The 16,486-nt window shown below is 42.2% G+C and carries 16 protein-coding genes; 11 read left to right on the forward strand and 5 right to left on the reverse strand.

Annotated features, from left to right (window positions below; genetic code table 11):
• Nucleotides 1–234 precede the first annotated feature (234 nt).
• The 4 genes from iorA (at nt 235) to JT739_RS10995 (ending at nt 4,124) form a co-directional block, all read left to right on the forward strand.
• A complete protein-coding gene (iorA, locus tag JT739_RS10980) occupies nt 235–1,995 on the forward strand; it encodes an indolepyruvate ferredoxin oxidoreductase subunit alpha (RefSeq protein ID WP_237661167.1) in 1,761 nt (586 codons plus the stop codon).
• Nucleotide 1,996: 1 nt separating this feature from the next.
• Nucleotides 1,997–2,575, forward strand: coding sequence for an indolepyruvate oxidoreductase subunit beta (locus tag JT739_RS10985; RefSeq protein WP_237661168.1), 579 nt, complete (start codon nt 1,997–1,999; stop codon nt 2,573–2,575).
• 17 nt (nt 2,576–2,592) lie between these two features.
• Nucleotides 2,593–3,360, forward strand: a complete 768-nt coding sequence (locus JT739_RS10990; protein ID WP_237661169.1) for a TatD family hydrolase — start codon at nt 2,593–2,595, stop codon at nt 3,358–3,360.
• A 110-nt stretch (nt 3,361–3,470) separates the two neighbouring features.
• On the forward strand, nt 3,471–4,124 hold the full coding sequence (locus JT739_RS10995) for an HAD family phosphatase (protein WP_237661170.1): 654 nt from the start codon (nt 3,471–3,473) through the stop codon (nt 4,122–4,124).
• 93 nt (nt 4,125–4,217) lie between these two features.
• Here JT739_RS10995 and JT739_RS11000 read toward each other — a convergent pair whose 3' ends face one another.
• Genes JT739_RS11000 through JT739_RS11020 form a run of 5 tightly spaced genes read right to left on the reverse strand, consistent with a single transcriptional unit; the run spans nt 4,218 to nt 7,992 of the window.
• Nucleotides 4,218–5,636 (reverse strand): 6-phospho-beta-glucosidase, encoded by a 1,419-nt coding sequence (locus JT739_RS11000; RefSeq protein ID WP_237661171.1) that lies wholly within the window; start codon nt 5,634–5,636, stop codon nt 4,218–4,220.
• Between the two features lie 14 nt (nt 5,637–5,650).
• Nucleotides 5,651–6,925: an FAD-dependent oxidoreductase gene (locus JT739_RS11005; RefSeq protein ID WP_237661172.1), complete on the reverse strand. Its 1,275-nt coding sequence runs from the start codon at nt 6,923–6,925 to the stop codon at nt 5,651–5,653.
• Nucleotides 6,891–7,340 (reverse strand): hypothetical protein, encoded by a 450-nt coding sequence (locus tag JT739_RS11010; RefSeq protein WP_237661173.1) that lies wholly within the window; start codon nt 7,338–7,340, stop codon nt 6,891–6,893. Before JT739_RS11010 ends, JT739_RS11005 begins: the two co-directional genes overlap by 35 nt.
• A gap of 32 nt (nt 7,341–7,372) precedes the next feature.
• A complete protein-coding gene (locus tag JT739_RS11015) occupies nt 7,373–7,687 on the reverse strand; it encodes a PTS sugar transporter subunit IIB (protein WP_237661174.1) in 315 nt (104 codons plus the stop codon).
• Nucleotides 7,669–7,992, reverse strand: coding sequence for a PTS lactose/cellobiose transporter subunit IIA (locus tag JT739_RS11020; protein WP_237661175.1), 324 nt, complete (start codon nt 7,990–7,992; stop codon nt 7,669–7,671). The genes JT739_RS11015 and JT739_RS11020 overlap by 19 nt, the downstream gene beginning before the upstream one ends.
• Before the next feature lie 204 nt (nt 7,993–8,196).
• On the opposite strand from JT739_RS11020, the gene JT739_RS11025 reads away from it, so the two are divergent.
• The 7 genes from JT739_RS11025 to argF all read left to right on the forward strand — a co-directional run bounded on the left by JT739_RS11025 (nt 8,197) and on the right by argF (nt 16,329).
• Nucleotides 8,197–10,119, forward strand: a complete 1,923-nt coding sequence (locus JT739_RS11025; RefSeq protein ID WP_237661176.1) for a transcription antiterminator — start codon at nt 8,197–8,199, stop codon at nt 10,117–10,119.
• A gap of 223 nt (nt 10,120–10,342) precedes the next feature.
• Nucleotides 10,343–10,858 (forward strand): cob(I)yrinic acid a,c-diamide adenosyltransferase, encoded by a 516-nt coding sequence (gene cobO / locus JT739_RS11030; protein WP_237661177.1) that lies wholly within the window; start codon nt 10,343–10,345, stop codon nt 10,856–10,858.
• Between the two features lie 178 nt (nt 10,859–11,036).
• Nucleotides 11,037–12,080, forward strand: coding sequence for an N-acetyl-gamma-glutamyl-phosphate reductase (argC, locus tag JT739_RS11035; protein WP_237661178.1), 1,044 nt, complete (start codon nt 11,037–11,039; stop codon nt 12,078–12,080).
• A gap of 28 nt (nt 12,081–12,108) precedes the next feature.
• Nucleotides 12,109–13,311 carry a bifunctional glutamate N-acetyltransferase/amino-acid acetyltransferase ArgJ gene (gene argJ / locus JT739_RS11040; protein WP_237661179.1) on the forward strand — a complete coding sequence of 401 codons (1,203 nt, stop codon included), beginning with the start codon at nt 12,109–12,111 and terminating at the stop codon, nt 13,309–13,311.
• Nucleotides 13,312–13,338: 27 nt separating this feature from the next.
• A complete protein-coding gene (gene argB / locus JT739_RS11045) occupies nt 13,339–14,199 on the forward strand; it encodes an acetylglutamate kinase (protein ID WP_237661180.1) in 861 nt (286 codons plus the stop codon).
• 5 nt (nt 14,200–14,204) lie between these two features.
• Entirely contained in the window at nt 14,205–15,380 is a 1,176-nt protein-coding gene (locus JT739_RS11050) for an acetylornithine transaminase (RefSeq protein WP_237661181.1), read from the forward strand.
• Between the two features lie 16 nt (nt 15,381–15,396).
• A complete protein-coding gene (argF, locus tag JT739_RS11055; protein WP_237661182.1) occupies nt 15,397–16,329 on the forward strand; it encodes an ornithine carbamoyltransferase in 933 nt (310 codons plus the stop codon).
• The last annotated feature ends 157 nt before the right edge of the window (nt 16,330–16,486 follow it).

The following is a 16,486-nucleotide window of genomic DNA, read 5'->3' on the forward strand; positions in this document are numbered from 1 at the left end:
ACGGGTGGTCATGATTGTGCATAAGTCCCGGAATTTTCCACAATTTGTGTGGATAAGTTGTGAATATGTGGATAATATGTGGGAAATTTGTTGATAAAACCGCAACTTATCCACAATCCATGTTGAAAAAGATGAATTTTGTTAAATGAAGTTTTGCAAGCTGTAAGGTTAAAAAACATTTAAAATAATGATATAATTGTTCTAAATCACTGCAAGATAAGGAGAGGAGAGCCATTGAAAGAGATATTGACGGGCAATGAGGCAATTGCCAGGGGAGCATATGAGGCCGGGTGCCAAGTTGCAACTGCCTATCCGGGCACACCCAGCACTGAAATCTTAGAAAATATTTCAAGTTATAAAGAAATATATTCTCAGTGGTCGGTCAATGAAAAGGTTGCCCTTGAAGTGGCAGGTGGTGCAGCTATTGCCGGTGCGAAGGCTCTTTGCGCCATGAAGCACGTAGGGCTAAATGTTGCTGCAGACCCGCTGTTTACTTTGGCATATACGGGAATAAATGGGGGCCTCGTAGTAGTTACTGCTGATGATCCCGGCCTTCACAGCTCACAAAATGAACAGGACAATCGCTATTATGCCCTTCATGCAAAAGTTCCGATGATAGAACCGTCAGACAGTCAGGAGTGTCTGGATTATATAAAATACGCTTTTAAGCTCAGCGAAGAATACGACCTGCCGGTGCTTTTCAGAGTTACAACCAGGGTTTGCCACAGCAAGTCACTGGTAACTGTGGGCTCGCGACAGGAAGTAGGTGTAAAAGAATACAAAAAAGATGTAAAAAAATATTGTATGATTCCGGGTTTTGCAAAAATGAGGCACCCAGTATTAGAAGAAAAGCTAAAGAAACTCAGGGAATATTCCAATGAAAGCCATTTAAATCAGATAATTTGGGGTAGAAAAGGGGTCGGAATCATAACTTCAGGGATTTCGTACCAGCACGCAAGAGAAATAATGGGCGATGATGCATCATATCTAAAGCTGGGGCTTACCTTTCCTCTGCCGGAAAAGCTGGTTAGAGAGTTTGCCCAAAGTGTGGAGAAACTGTATGTCATAGAAGAAAATGAGCCGTATATCGAGACTTTTGTGAGAACTCTTGGCATAAGCTGTATAGGCAAAGATGTCCTTCCCATATGCGGAGAATTAAATCCTGAGATCATACAAAAAGTGCTTGCTCCTGAAAAAGCACGAAAGACCTACACCGTTGATGTTCAGGTGCCTTCCAGGCCGCCGGTGCTGTGCGCCGGATGTCCTCACAGAGGCGTGTTCTATCCCCTCGGGAAATACAAAGATGCCGTAATTACAGGGGATATCGGGTGTTATAGCTTAGGGATCTTGCCGCCTTTAAATGCTACAGACACTTTAATATGCATGGGAGCAGGCATTTCGGCAGGCATAGGCTTTGAAAAGGCCTTTATGCAGGCAAACAAAGATACCAAGGTCTTCGGTGTGATGGGCGACTCCACCTTTTTCCACTCTGGGATCACCAGCCTTATAGATGCTGTGTATAACAAGAGCAAGCTGGCCGTTATTATATTAGATAACAGGACAACGGCCATGACGGGCCACCAGGAAAACCCGGGAACAGGCAAAACCTTAAGTGGCGACGTGTCGCCGGTAATAGACATAAAAGAAATAGTAAAAGCTGTAGGTGTCAAACCGGAAAATATTGTGGTAGTAGACCCGTATGACCTTGTTCAAACTCAAGAAGCTGTAAAGCAGGCCTATGAGGCTGTAGAGCCTTTTGTGATCATAGCCAAAAGGCCTTGTGCACTGCTGAAAAATACTTCAAAGCCAAGGGCAAACAGCAAGTGCACCATAAACCAAGCAAAGTGCACAAAATGTAAACTTTGTCTCAGACTGGGCTGTCCTGCCATAGCTTTTAAAAATGATGTGATGGTGATTGATGAAGCGGCCTGCAATGGGTGTACGCTTTGCATTCAGGTCTGCAAAACCGGTGCCGTTGAAAGGATGTGTAAGTAATATGACAAAAAGCCTTTTGTTAGCAGGCGTGGGAGGTCAGGGAACTATCCTGGCTTCAAAAATTCTAGCTGAAGGATTAATTCGTCTTGGATATGATGTGAAGATGTCGGAAATCCACGGCATGGCTCAGCGGGGAGGCAGCGTCAATACACAGCTTAGGTTCGGCAAAAAGGTGTATTCGCCCATGATAGGTTCAGGTGAAGCCGATTTGCTGCTGGCTTTTGAGAAAATAGAGGCTGTAAGATATATAAATTATTTAAGGCCGGGTGGAATCCTTATCGTGAATGATTATGAAATATATTCAACTACAGTTTTGACGGGGCAAGAAAAATATCCTGATGATGTTTTGGATAAACTAAAACATTCTGTGGAAAACACTATAGTGATTAATGCCGCTCAAATTGCAGGCAATTTAGGGAATATAAGGGCCCATAACATGGTGCTATTAGGGGCAGCCGTAAAGCAGCTTGGGATTATGAATGTAAATTGGCAGGATATAATAAAAGCTTATCTTCCTGAGAAGTTTCACGAAGTAAACTTAAAAGCCTTTGAAGAGGGAACAAAGCAGCCGAAGCTTTAGCTTTAAGGAGGTTTGCCATGTTTGTAGATGTACACGCTCATTTAGATGATAAGGCCTTTGACGATGACCGACAGCAGGTACTGGAAAATATAAGGGAAGCCGGCATGATAGTTGTAAATGCCGGTTCGGATATTGACACAAGCCGCTTTTCGGTAGAGCTTGCCCAAAATTATGAATTTATATATGCCTGTGTGGGAGTTCACCCCCATGAAGCTGCAAAAGTCTCAAAAGACTACTTAAGTGAGTTAAAAGAGCTGGCCAAAAGTCCAAAGGTCGTAGCCATAGGTGAAATAGGCCTTGACTATTACTACGAATTTTCCGATAGAAAATTGCAGCAGAAAGTCTTTTTAGAGCAGCTGGAGCTGGCGAAGAGCCTGAATCTCCCTGTGGTAATTCACAGCAGAGATGCTCATCAAGACACTTTAAATATTTTGAAGAAATCCGCTCCAATTAAGGGTTTGATGCACTGCTATTCTGGCAGTTTTGAAATGGCTCGGGAGCTTATGAAACTGGATTTTTATTTTTCCTTTGGAGGGGTAATCACCTTTAAAAATGCTAAGAAACCTAAAGAAGTGGTGGAGAAGCTGCCCCTTGATAAGATTTTGCTTGAAACCGATTGCCCATATCTTACACCGGAACCCTATCGTGGCAAGCGCAATGATCCCACGCGGATTCCCGTGATTGCGGAAAAACTTGCAGAGCTTCGCCAAACCACTTTACAAGAAATAAAACACATTACTTATGCCAATTTTACAAAACTTTTTTCTTTGGTGCCAGGCACTTAAGATATTAAGTTATTAATATACCAATTGAAAGTATTTATATTTTTAGCTAATATATATGTTGGTAAATAAGAGATTTTCATCATGAAAATATATTTAGAAGGAGTTTTAAGTTGAAAGCCATAATATTTGACATGGATGGAGTTATTATTGATAGCGAGCCATTACATATGCAACTTGAAAGAGAATTGCTTGAAGAATATGGAGGTACAATTACCAGAGAAGAACATGAAGCTTTTGTAGGCACAACGGATTATAAAATATGGAGCACTTTCAAGGAAAGATTCCATTTAGAGCCGTCTGTTGATGAATTGATAAAAATAAAGCGGCAGCGATTTATGGAAAACCTCCACAAAGTCAAGCTAGTAGATAATTTTTATGAGTTCATGTTAACTGTTTATAATGAAAAATATTTACTTGCACTGGCATCATCAAATAGCCGAAAAATCATCGATAAAGTAATGGATATATTTGATTTATCTAAATACATAAAGGTGGCTATATCTGCAGAAGACGTTTCAAAAGGTAAGCCAAATCCGGAAATATTTTTAAAAGCTGCAAAAGAATTAAATGTCACACCTGATAATTGTTTGGTAATTGAAGATGCATTCAACGGGGTGCAGGCAGCCAAAGCCGCAGGTATGAAGTGTGTTGGCTATAAAAATCCCAACTCAGGTAACCAAGATTTATCTGACGCCGATTTGGTAGTAGAGAGCTTTAGACAGCTGAGCTCGGATATTATAAAGGGTTTGTTAGGAGAAAGTTAGAACAGTGTTTTATTTTAATTTGATTTTCTTGTTCAACATTTTAAAAACCGGCGAAATTATTTTTGTAACGCCGGTTTTTTGTATTTGTAAATCTTATATATCCTCGCCGTTTGTCTCTATACATCTTTTATACCAGTAAAAGGAATCCTTGCGAATTCGTGCAAGGGTGCCTTTGCCCTCATTGTCCTTGTCCACGTAGATAAAGCCGTAGCGCTTTTCCATTTCGCCGGTGGATGCGCTTACCAGGTCAATGCAGCCCCAGGGCGTGTAGCCGATACAGTCTACACCATCTTCAATGACGGCAGCCTTTATAGCCTTTATGTGCTCCCGCAGGTAGGCTATCCGGTAATCGTCGTGTATTCTCCCGTCTGCTTCAACCTTGTCTACTGCTCCCAGCCCATTTTCCACCACAAACAGCGGTATTTGGTATCTGTCGTATAAGTTATTTAGGGATATGCGCAGTCCGATTGGGTCTATGGACCATCCCCAAGCGCTTTCGGTAAGGTAGGGATTTTTTACTGCATTTAGCATGTTGCCGCCGGTAAATTGGGCTTCGGGCCTGGTGGTGGCTACGTTGCTGTTGTAGTAGCTAAAGCCAATAAAGTCTACGGTGCCTTCCCTGAGGGCTGTTTCATCTTCAGGTTCCGTTTCTAACTCTATCCCTTTACTTGCAAGGAAGCTTTTGGCTTTTGATGAGTAGTATCCGCGCACCTGCACATCAGAAAAGTAGTAGTGCTGGTCCATGGCTTTCATTGCCGCCAGCTGATCTTCCGGCTTGCAGGTTTCGGCGTAAAATATGGGATACAGCATCATCATGCCAATCTTGAAGTCTGGGTTTATTTCATGGCCCAGTTTGACAGCCTTTGCGCTGGCAACAAGCATGTGGTGGGCCGCCTGGTAGACTACCTTGTCAAAGTCTTCCCCTTCTTTTACTACTATGCCTGCAGATATGGTGGGATTTAACGTTATGACATTTATTTCGTTGAAGGTCAGCCAGTATTTTACCTTGTCTTTATATCTGCTAAAAATCGTTTCGCAGTAGCGCAGGAAAAAATCAACCATTTTTCTGCTTCGCCAGGAGCCGTACTTTTTTACAAGGCCAAGAGGGGTCTCATAGTGGGAAATGGTGACAACGGGCTGTATGTTGTACTTGAGTAGCTCATCGAATAGATTGTCGTAGAATTTCAATCCTGCTTCGTTGGGCTCAGTTTCGTCTCCGAAGGGAAAGATCCTTGTCCAGTTTATAGAAGTGCGGAAACACTTAAAGCCCATTTCTGCAAACAAGGCTATATCTTCCTTATACCTGTGGTAAAAGTCGATGGCTTCATGGCTGGGATAGTATTTGCCTTCAATTATGCCGTCAGTAAACTCCCGCTTCACATACCGGCTGCCTGCCGTGGTTACGTCAGCAGTGCTGAGGCCCTTGCCATCCACATTGTAGGCACCTTCGCACTGGTTTGCGGAAACTGCACCTCCCCACAGGAAGTTGTCAGGCAAACGTTCTTTTGACATCCTGCATCGCCCCCCTATATGCGTGATGCAATAGTGTACCCTTCAAAAACCGCTTCCATTATCTTTCTGGGCTTATCGCAGTCCCCTATGGTAAAGGTATCTGGGGTAATGCCGTAGAAACTTTCGGCCACAGCCTTATTGGCAGTGACACCGGTGGAAATAATGACCGTGTCGGCCTTGATGAACTGCTCCTGCCCATCCCTGGTGACTGCGATAACGCCCTTTTCTGTTATTTCTCTGCACCGGGTTTCCACCATTCGCTTAAGATTGCTCACCGCATCCATCTTTTGCCGCAATGCAATTCTGTAGAGCATATTGCCCTGGGCCGCAATCTCGCTGGTAAGCTCCACTATGGTGACGTTTCTGTGCTTTAATTCGGCGAGCTCCAATCCTATTTCGGCACCGATAGTGCCGCCGCCTATGATCACCACATCCTGGCCGGTGCTATCTGGGTTTTCAATGGCTTCGAAAAAGTCAATGACATTTGCTCCGTCAATTCCCTTTATATTTGGTTTTATGGGAAGAGAACCAACTGCCACAAATATGGCATCGGGATTTAAGCTCTTTACCAGATCATGTGTGGCTGAGGTATTTAACCTTACATCGATGCTGTGCTTTTTGACCTGTCCCAGCAGATACTCAAAATACCGCCTTATGTCCTCTTTGTAGTGCTGCCTTGAAATGTAGCGCAGCATGCCTCCGAGGCTTTTTTCTCTTTCAAAGAGCGTAACATTGTGGCCCCGCTTGGCTGCGGTAATTGCTGCCATAATGCCGGCAGGCCCTCCTCCTACTACCACGATGTTTTTTAATGTCTCGGCTTTCTTGATTTCTTTTGGTACAAAGGATTCGTTGGTAAATCTGGGATTTACGGTGCAGCCCACATTTTTCCTGTTGGTGGAAATGTGGTAACACTGCATGCAGCGAATGCAGGGCACGATGTCATCTGCCTTGCCATCTTTTGCCTTGTTTGGCCAGTCTGGGTCCGCTATAAAGCTTCTGCCAAAGGCCACCAAATCCACAGTGCCGGAAGCTATAAGTTCCTCCGCCTCCCAAGGGGACATTACGGCACCTACCACAGATACGGGTATGTTTACGTTTTGCTTGACTATCCGGGCGTATTTTGCATTGGGCATGTGCTCTTTGAAATTGGTGGTGACCATGTGCACATTGCCCTCCCGGTTCATGTCAAGGCCGCTGGAAATCTGAACGGCATCTATCAGAGGTTCTACCAGTTTGATGAATTTTAGGGTTTCTTCAAATTCGATGGAACCCTCGACACATTCCGCCAACTATGATTGCGCTGAACAATCCCGTGTATCCGAGCCAAGCAGTAGGAATTGAAGTGTACAATTCATGAGGAGTAAGCAGTAAAAAGGCCATTAAAGAAATAATGGAAGCCGATATGGCGTTGATTTTGAGCTTTTGAGCATACTGATATGGCAGGACGATGACCACGTACAGTGCTATAATGCTCAGGGTCAGCGACTGAATGGTCATCAACACGACCTGCAGGCCGGTGGAGGTGACAAAGTTCTGCCAGAACGGGATATCCAAAAAGGCACCTAAGCATGCAAAAGAACCTATGATAATAATGGGCAGCAGCAATTGGAAAGTTTGCCCAAGGGCATTCATAAATTTGTTGTTTGACAGTTTATTTGCCATAGGCATTAAAGTTCTTTGCAGGCTGTTGATAAACTTTTCCATACTATCCCTCTTTTCGTTATTTTATAAATCCTTCATTTTAAATGTTCTATTAAGGCAATTGCATCCTTTAAGATCTTTTCGCCGTTCATCATGCCGTAGTCCATGGCATTTATTACCGTGATTTTCTTTGCATGTTCTGGATATTCTTGCTTAAATTGTTCCTGCTTAAACATGAGCTGTGGACCAAGCAGGATGCAGTCCATATCCTGGATAATATTATCCAGTTGTGAATCGGAGTAGGCGGCTATGCTGCATTCAATGCCAAGTTTTTCGGCTGCTTCAATCATTTTTCGTGCACACAGGCTGGTGCTGGCACCGTGTTCGCAAATCAATGCAATTTTGTACATTTTTGAACCTCCCTGTGTAAAAGAATCAGTTCTCTAGCAAGCATAAATACAGTTTCTGCGGCATTTAAATGATCAGCTGCGTGTACCATGAAAAGGGTAACCTGCAAATCCTGTTTTTCGGCATCGTAGCTTAACAGGTCCGTATGCGCCTGGTGGCTTTTAAGCAGTGACTCTTCTGCTTTTTTTATGGTGTTTTCTGCTTCTTGGTGTCTGCCTTCACGAGCCTGCTTAATAGCCAACATTGCAAGGCTTTTTGCATCACCTCCAAATGAAATCATTTTCATGCATTCCTGAATAACGTCCATTGCAAGCCTCCGTTCTTCAAAAAAAGTTATAGCTTATTGGATATACTGCTCAGTTGTAGTTTCATTATAGAATTGATTTGCTATTATTAATACTCTCTATATTGCACCGTCAAAGTGCAATTTTAAATATTTACTGCTTAATAGGTATATTATATATTTTAGTAAAGGCTGTACATGTAAGGGTGCCAGAAAAGGAGTATTCAAATGGACAAAGAGCTTGCCATACTCAAATTTTTGAGCAGTCAGGAAAGCTGGGTCACGTCCTTTTCCATGTCCGTTTTCCTGGACATATCCGTCAGGACCATTAAAAGTTACATCAGCAACATCAATTCAAAATATCCTGGTCTGATCGAGTCCTCCCGCAAAGGATATATTGTAAGGGACAAGAAGCGGCTTGAGCAGTTGATAAACTTCATAAAGACATCTCACAGTCCCCAAACTGTTGAGGACCGCAAAAAATATATATTGCGCAAGCTGCTGTTGGAAACCAACTCTTACGACTTGGACGCCCTTGCAAATGAACTGCTAGTCTCGCCGTTGACTTTGGCCAATGAGCTAAGCAGCTTAAAAAGGGAGCTGGCGGATTTTGAGCTGAAGATAAAGACCAAAAACAATAAGGCCTTTATCGACGGCCATGAGGCTAATAAGAAAAAGCTCATAAGCAAGCTTATTTACGAAGATACCAAGGACTCCTTTTTGAGCATAAAAATAATGCAAAACTACCTGCCTCATTTTGACCTTACTAAAATAAAGCAGATAGTGTCTGAGGCCTTGCGAAAACATCAGTATTTTATGGACGAATTTTCGCTGCTGAACCTGGTGCTGCACATAGCCATAACCATGGAAAGAAAGCTGATGCAGGAAACATGTGAGGACGAGACAAGTCCACCAAGCGGAAAGAGCATGGTTAATTCACATATTCAGGAAATAGCGGTAAGCATCGTAGAACAGGTTGAAAAGGAATTTAGAGTAAAGTTTGTTGAATGCGAAACCTATGATTTTGCCTTGTATATAATGACTCGGGCAATTTCCAGCACCATAAACGATATAAATATCGATCAACTTGGGAACTTTGTAGGAGAGAATATAGTCCGGCTGGTGTCCCTGATTCAGACCCGAGTCAAGGAAACTTACAATATAACGCTGATACGCAAGGACTTTACGATCAGGTTTGCCCTTCACATTAAAAACCTGCTCATAAGGCTCAAAAACCGCATTTCCTTGCGCAATCCTCAGATGCTGGAAATCAAGAATTCATACCCATTTATCTACGACGTCTCTGTATTTATCGCAAATATAATCACCCAGGAAGAGGGATATGAGTTAACGGAAGACGAGATATCATATATTGCGCTGCACCTTGGGGTATTGATCGAAGAGAAAAAGGTCATCAAACACGAAGTGAGGGCAATCCTGGTAAACCCTCAATACCTGTATAAATCAGAGGATATAGCAGTCAAGTTGAGCAGCATTTTTTCCAACAACCTGCTCATAACTGAAATAGTGTCTGGTCAGCATGAACTTGAGACATATTATGATTACGACATGATTATAACCACGATTCCATTTGAAATTCACCCGGGCAAGCCCTACGTGCAAATATCTCCTTATATTGCCAACAAAGACATATTGAACGTTTCAAAGAAAATAGAAGAAGTTTTAAGCGACAGAATAAAAACCAAGATGAAGCTGAAATTGGAGATGATGTTTAAGAGGGAGCTGTTTTTCGTAGGTGCAGACTTTAAAGACCAAAACGATGCCATAAATGTCATGGCAGATGCTCTTGAAAAGCAGGGTATAGTGGATAGCTCCTTCAAACAGAAGTTATTTGAACGGGAGCGGATAAGCTCAAGCGCATATATGAACATTGCCATGCCTCACCCGCTGGAAATGTGTGCCATAAATTCCGCCATAGCCGTTTCCATCCACCCTGATGCCATTCAGTGGAATGACAATAAGGTCAACATAATTTTTATGCTTGCCATCAACATTCGGGATCGCCTGTTTTTAAAAGATATCTTCGATTTTATAACTGAAGTCATTTCTGAGGAGAGTAAACTTAAAACCCTTCTTGAAGTAAAAACATACGACCAGTTCATAGAGACGCTGATATCCTTTGTAAAGTAAAATTGCTGTGAGGCTTTTTTATAAAATTGGTACTGTAGGGCTTTGCAGGTTTAATGTAAAATACTCATAAGTGACAAAGAGGTTAAGGCTTTTAACCTCTTTGTCGTTATGCTAAAATCTTTATGCTTGATTTTGGCGTTGTAAAATAAAATTTTTGACTTGACTGGAAGTTGGTGTAATATGTGATAAAATGGAAATAGCAGTATGATGAAAGGGGATTGAAATGGAAAAAGGGTATATTCAGGTGTACACTGGCAATGGCAAGGGCAAAACCACTGCAGCATTAGGGCTTTCGGTTAGAGCTGTGTGCGCAGGCAAAAAAGTATTTTTTGCGCAATTTGTAAAAGGTATGAAATACAGTGAGCTGGATGTAGTTAAATATTTACCGAGGATTACCATTAAACAGTTTGGAAGAAACTGTTTTATCTATAACCAACCGACTGCTGAAGATATAGAGGCTGCTGAGAAAGGTTTAAGAGAATGCGAAGAGATCCTTTCATCTGGTGAATACGATTTGGTAGTATTGGATGAGATAAACATTGCACTATATTATAAATTGTTTCCCTTAGAAAGGGTCTTGGCCATGCTGGATAACCGGCATGAGAAAACCGAAGTTGTTCTGACCGGCAGATATGCTCCACAGGAACTTATAGACAAAGCGGATTTGGTCACTGAAATGCGAGAAATCAAGCACTATTATACTAAAGGAGTTCCTGCCCGGGAGGGTATTGAAAAATAAATTAATGTCAAAGGCTAATAATCAAAAGCACCTTTTGCAATGGGGCAGAAGGTGCTTTTTTATCGTTTAAAGCCTTTCGTCTAAAAGCTTTTTACAAATAAAATGAAAATAATTGTTGCATAATTATGCGTATGTGTGTATAATTATAAACAACAATTTTTTAGGTGGGGGAAGGGAAATGAAGATTAGAGTTGGAATTATCGGTGTTACCGGTTATACAGGAGGAGAGCTGCTAAGACTTTTGCTTAACCACCCTCAGGCTGAGGTAAAAAAAGTCACCTCAAGAAGCAATGCAGGCAATGATGTTACACAGGTACATCCAAATTTAAAGGGACAAATTTGTTTAGTGGAAGAGCAATTTCAGATAGATGCCTTTCTAGAAGGTCTAGATGTGGTCTTTTTAGCGCTGCCTCATGAAAAGTCTGCGCCTTTGGCAAAAGAGCTGTACCAAAAAGGTATTAAGGTCATTGACCTGGGTGCCGATTTTCGAATAAAAGATTCTGAGGCTTACGAATATTGGTACGAGTTAAAGCATTCCTGCCCTGAACTGTTGCCAGAAAGCGTTTACGGCTTGCCGGAAATATATAAAGACGAGATAAGCAAAGCAAAGATCGTAGCAAATCCGGGGTGTTATCCCACCAGTATTATTTTAGGGCTGGCGCCCCTTTTAGCCAATGAGGTTATCAGCAATGAGAATATAATCATTGATAGTAAATCAGGAGTAAGCGGTGCAGGCAAAACTTTAACGGATATAACACATTTTCCAAATATTAATGAAAATTTACTGGCTTATAAAGTAGGCAATCACAGGCATATTGGAGAAATAGAACAAGAACTGAGCTTGCTAAGCAAGTCTCCTGTGCTCATCAATTTCACACCCCATCTAATTCCCATGAACCGGGGCATTTTAAGTTCCATTTATGTTACACCAATAGCAAATGTAACGCAAAAAGACCTAGATGAACTTTATCAGGAATTTTATAAAAATTGTCCTTTTATCAGGTTAAGGGATAAAGACAACCTACCTCAGACCAAATGGGTACAGGGGTCTAACTACTGTGATATAGCGCCAATTTTTGATGAGAGGACCGGTAAAATCATAGTATTTTCTGCCATCGACAATTTAGTAAAAGGTGCTTCAGGTCAGGCAATACAGAATATGAATATTATGTTTGGCTTAGACGAAACAAGTGGTTTGAAACTGGGTGGTATTTATCCATAATATGTAAATTAAAGGAGGAATCGGTAAAATGAAATATATAAACGGTGGAATTACATCGCCGCAAGGCTTTAAAGCAGCAGGTGTTGCCTGTGGAATCAGAAAAAAAGGCAAGAAGGATCTTGCGCTGGTGTACTCAGAGGTTCCTGCACAGGCAGCAGCTGTTTATACCCTGAATAAATTCCAAGCAGCCCCTTTGCAGATAACTAAAGAACATCTGCAAGACGGCATTGCCCAAGCAATTGTTGTAAACAGTGGTATAGCCAATGCTTGTATGGGCGAACAGGGTTTAAAGGCGGCAAAAGAAATGGCCCAAATAACAGCAGAGGCTTTGCAGATCAAAGCAGAAGACGTGGTGGTGGCTTCTACAGGTGTAATCGGCATTCCACTGCCCATGGATCTTATATCAAATGGAATAAAGGAGGCTTCCGGGGCTTTGAGCTTTAACGGGGGAACCGATGCAGCGGAAGCCATAAGGACAACGGATACAACCACAAAAGAAGTTGCCTGTCAATTAGAAATTGCCGGAAAAACAGTGACTATTGGAGCCATGGCCAAAGGCTCAGGCATGATTCACCCAAATATGGCCACTATGCTAGGTTTTATTACCACAGATGCCAGCATAGAAAGCAAGTGTCTACAAAAGGTTTTACAAAGAGCCACAGATGCCACCTTTAATATGATTTCCGTAGATGGTGACACAAGTACCAATGATATGGTGGTCATTTTAGCAAATGGTCTTGCCGACAACCCAACCATAACCACAGAAAGCGAATATTTAAAGGACTTTGAAGCAGCTATTGTTGAAGTCTGCACCATATTAGCCAGGATGATAGCCCAGGATGGTGAAGGGGCTACTAAATTGATAGAGGTGGAAGTAGCAGGCGCCAAGTCTTTGGAAGATGCCCGAAAGGGTGCCAAGGCCATTTGTGCTTCCAATCTCGTGAAAGCTGCCATCTTTGGCGAAGATGCCAATTGGGGGAGGATAGTAACTGCCCTTGGGTATTCCGGTGCAGAGGTAGACCCGCACAATGTAGATGTGTACATTGGAGATCTGTTGGTTGCCCAAAAGGGCACAGGCTTAGCGTTTGACGAAGATAGGGCAAAACAGATACTTAAAGAAAAAGAAGTCAAGCTAAAAGTTGATTTAAACCTGGGAGAAGCTAGAGCCAAAGCCTGGGGCTGTGATCTTACCTATGATTACGTGAAGATCAATGCGGATTACAGGAGTTAAGTTTAAGAAATAAAAGAGGTGTGTTCCATGGAACCATTAGCAAAAGCCGAGATACTGATTGAAGCTTTGCCATATATAAAAAAGTTTTACGGCAAAACGGTTGTCATCAAGTACGGCGGTCATGCTATGACAGATCCCCTGTTAAAGGATAAGGTGATCGCCGATATTGTTTTAATGAAGTATGTGGGGATTAATCCGGTTATCGTCCACGGTGGAGGGCCGGAAATAAATCACTGGCTGGAAAAGACAGAGGTTACTTCACAGTTTATAAATGGATTGCGGATCACCGATGAAAAAACCATGGAGATAGTGCAAATGGTTTTAGTTGGTAAAGTCAATAAAGAAATCGTAAGTTTAGTAGAGAAAAACGGGGGAAAGGCCATAGGCCTAAGCGGCTTAGACGGTGAGCTGATTAAAGCCCGCAAAAAGAAAGCTTACTATAATGGGGCGGAGGTTGACTTGGGTTTTGTAGGTGAAATAGAAAAGGTAAATCCCGAATTGATATATACTGCTTTGGAAAAGGATTATATTCCGGTTATTGCCCCCGTCGGCAGCGGTGAAGGTAAGGTATATAACATAAATGCAGACTATGTGGCAGGTAGCATTGCTGCAAGCTTAAAAGCGGATAAATTAGTACTGCTGACAGATGTAGAGGGCGTTTTTGATCAAGAGCAAAACCTCATTTCATCTTTAAGCATCTCTGAAGCTAAGAATCTTATCCAGCAAGGTGTAATTAAAGGCGGTATGATTCCCAAGATTGAGTGCTGTATGAAAGCTTTGTCAAGTGGGGTAAATAGCACCCACATTATAGACGGGAGGCTGCCTCACGCTCTGTTGTTAGAAATCTTCACGGATAAGGGCATAGGTACAATGGTAGCAAAGGAGTGAAGCTAATGGAAGATTTAATTGCTTTAGGCCAAAAGTATGTGATGAATACTTATAGACGTTTACCAGTGGTTTTGGTAAGGGGATCAGGTGCTTATGTATGGGATAGTGAAGGCAATAAGTATTTGGACTTTGTCAGCGGTATAGCTGTCAACTCATTGGGTCACTGTCCCCAGGTAGTAACGGAGGCCATTAAGGAACAGGCTGAAAAACTCATTCACTGTTCCAACCTTTATTGGATTGAGCCCCAGATTAAACTGGCCCAAAAATTAGTGGAGAGTTCCTGTTGCCATAAGGCGTTTTTTTGCAACAGCGGTACGGAAGCCAATGAAGCGGCTGTAAAACTTGCCCGCAAATGGGGCAAAGGTCGCTTTGAAATTATCACAATGGAAAAATCTTTCCACGGCCGCACATTAGGCTCCTTAGCGGCTACGGGCCAGGAAAAATACCAAAAGGATTTTCGGCCTCTTCCGGCAGGATTTAAATATGTGCCTTTTAATGATTTAAAGGCATTAGAAGATGCCGTTACTTTCCAAACCTGTGCAGTCATGCTGGAGTGCATTCAGGGCGAAGGGGGAGTAAATGTACCCGATCCTGGATATTTACAAGGTGTCCAGGAAATCTGCCGCAAAAACAATCTGCTGCTTATCGTAGATGAAGTGCAAACCGGTTTAGGAAGGACCGGCAAGGCATTTGCCTATCAACATTTTAATATAAGTCCTGATATTATCACCCTTGCTAAGGCCTTGGGGAGTGGAGTCCCAATTGGAGCCATGCTGGCAAAAGAAGAGGTAGCTGAGGCTTTTCAGCCGGGAGATCATGCGGCAACCTTCGGCGGAAATCCTTTAGCTACTCAGGCGGCATTAGCGGCCACTTCTGTCCTCTTGGATGAAAAATTTTTAGCGGAAGTTGCGGAAAAGGGCCAATACTTTAAAGCAGAACTTGCAAAGCTAAAAGAGGACTTTTCGCAAATAACCAAAGTAAAAGGCCTCGGCTTAATGGTGGGATGTGAACTTAGCATAGATGCCCTGCCTATTGTTGAGTTCTGTATGAAACATAAAGTGTTGATAAATGCCGTTGGAGGCAATATTTTGCGGTTTGTGCCACCTTTAATAGTAACTAAATCTGAAATAGACCAGGTGATAAACACCCTTAAAGAGGCACTTTTACAAAACCATAAATAATGCAAGGAGGAAAAACATGTACAATGAACTTAAAGGCCGGGATTTCCTCAGTTTAAAAGATTATTCTACAGAGGAAATTAAACTCTTATTGGATTTGGCAGTTAAATTGAAGTCCGAGCATAAACAGGGCATTCGCCATGACATTTTAAAAGGCAAAACCCTGGCTATGATTTTTAATAAGGCTTCTACCAGGACCAGGGTGTCATTTGAGATCGGAATGTTTCAACTGGGAGGAATGGCTTATTTTCTAAGCATTCAAGATTTGCAGCTGGGCCGGGGTGAGCCCATCAAAGACACAGCCAGGGTGCTGTCCAGGTACGTTGATGGAATTTTGATAAGGACCTATGCTCAATCAGAAGTGGAGGAACTGGCAAAGTACGCGGATGTTCCTGTCATCAATGGCCTGACTGATTTATATCATCCAACACAGGCTCTGGCAGACATGCTGACGATTTTAGAGCATAAACAAAAACTTTCTGGTATCAAATTAGCCTATATTGGCGATGGCAACAACATGGTCCACTCCTTGATGATTGCCGGAACTAAGCTAGGGATGGAGGTAAGGGTAGCTACTCCAAAAGGATATGAGCCATCGGCAGATGTAACCAAAATGTGCCAGGATTTTGCTAAAGCAAGTGGCGGCAAACTAATTCTGGGAAATGACCCGGAGCAAGCAAGTATTGGAGCAGATGTGCTATATACTGATGTTTGGGCCAGTATGGGGCAGGAAAAAGAGGCGGAAGAGAGGAAAAAGCACTTTCAAGATTTCCAAATCAATAAAAAAATATTAGGATTAGCCGACAGCAAAGCTATAGTAATGCACTGCCTGCCGGCTCACACAGGAGAAGAAATAACAGAGGAAGTTTTTGAAAGTTCCCAATCAGTAGTTTTTGATGAGGCAGAAAACCGACTTCACGCCCATAAGGCAATTTTGGCAGCACTTCTTTGATAGTTTATTTATAAGGTATATCATTCCAAATTCCTGTCAATAACCAGTAAAAATGTCACTTAAAAAAGAGTAATTTTATTCTATGAAAATGTCACCTTTGGCATAAAATAAAAACAACAAAACACGTTACAAATTTGTTAAATATTGTATTTAACAG

This window comes from Tepidanaerobacter sp. GT38, from assembly GCF_021991635.1.
GTDB lineage: Bacteria > Bacillota > Thermosediminibacteria > Thermosediminibacterales > Tepidanaerobacteraceae > DTU063.

Excerpts from the sequence above, each read along its gene's own strand:
- JT739_RS11025 (WP_237661176.1), top strand. The coding sequence starts at position 8,197 with ATGGACAAAGAGCTTGCCATACTCAAATTTTTGAGCAGTCAGGAAAGC.
- JT739_RS10990 (WP_237661169.1), top strand. The coding sequence starts at position 2,593 with ATGTTTGTAGATGTACACGCTCATTTAGATGATAAGGCCTTTGACGAT.
- JT739_RS11000 (WP_237661171.1), bottom strand. The coding sequence starts at position 5,636 with ATGTCAAAAGAACGTTTGCCTGACAACTTCCTGTGGGGAGGTGCAGTT.
- JT739_RS11050 (WP_237661181.1), top strand. The coding sequence starts at position 14,205 with ATGGAAGATTTAATTGCTTTAGGCCAAAAGTATGTGATGAATACTTAT.
- argC (WP_237661178.1), top strand. The coding sequence starts at position 11,037 with ATGAAGATTAGAGTTGGAATTATCGGTGTTACCGGTTATACAGGAGGA.
- JT739_RS11010 (WP_237661173.1), bottom strand. The coding sequence starts at position 7,340 with ATGGAAAAGTTTATCAACAGCCTGCAAAGAACTTTAATGCCTATGGCA.
- argB (WP_237661180.1), top strand. The coding sequence starts at position 13,339 with ATGGAACCATTAGCAAAAGCCGAGATACTGATTGAAGCTTTGCCATAT.
- JT739_RS11020 (WP_237661175.1), bottom strand. The coding sequence starts at position 7,992 with ATGGACGTTATTCAGGAATGCATGAAAATGATTTCATTTGGAGGTGAT.
- JT739_RS10985 (WP_237661168.1), top strand. The coding sequence starts at position 1,997 with ATGACAAAAAGCCTTTTGTTAGCAGGCGTGGGAGGTCAGGGAACTATC.
- JT739_RS11015 (WP_237661174.1), bottom strand. The coding sequence starts at position 7,687 with ATGTACAAAATTGCATTGATTTGCGAACACGGTGCCAGCACCAGCCTG.
- argJ (WP_237661179.1), top strand. The coding sequence starts at position 12,109 with ATGAAATATATAAACGGTGGAATTACATCGCCGCAAGGCTTTAAAGCA.
- cobO (WP_237661177.1), top strand. The coding sequence starts at position 10,343 with ATGGAAAAAGGGTATATTCAGGTGTACACTGGCAATGGCAAGGGCAAA.
- argF (WP_237661182.1), top strand. The coding sequence starts at position 15,397 with ATGTACAATGAACTTAAAGGCCGGGATTTCCTCAGTTTAAAAGATTAT.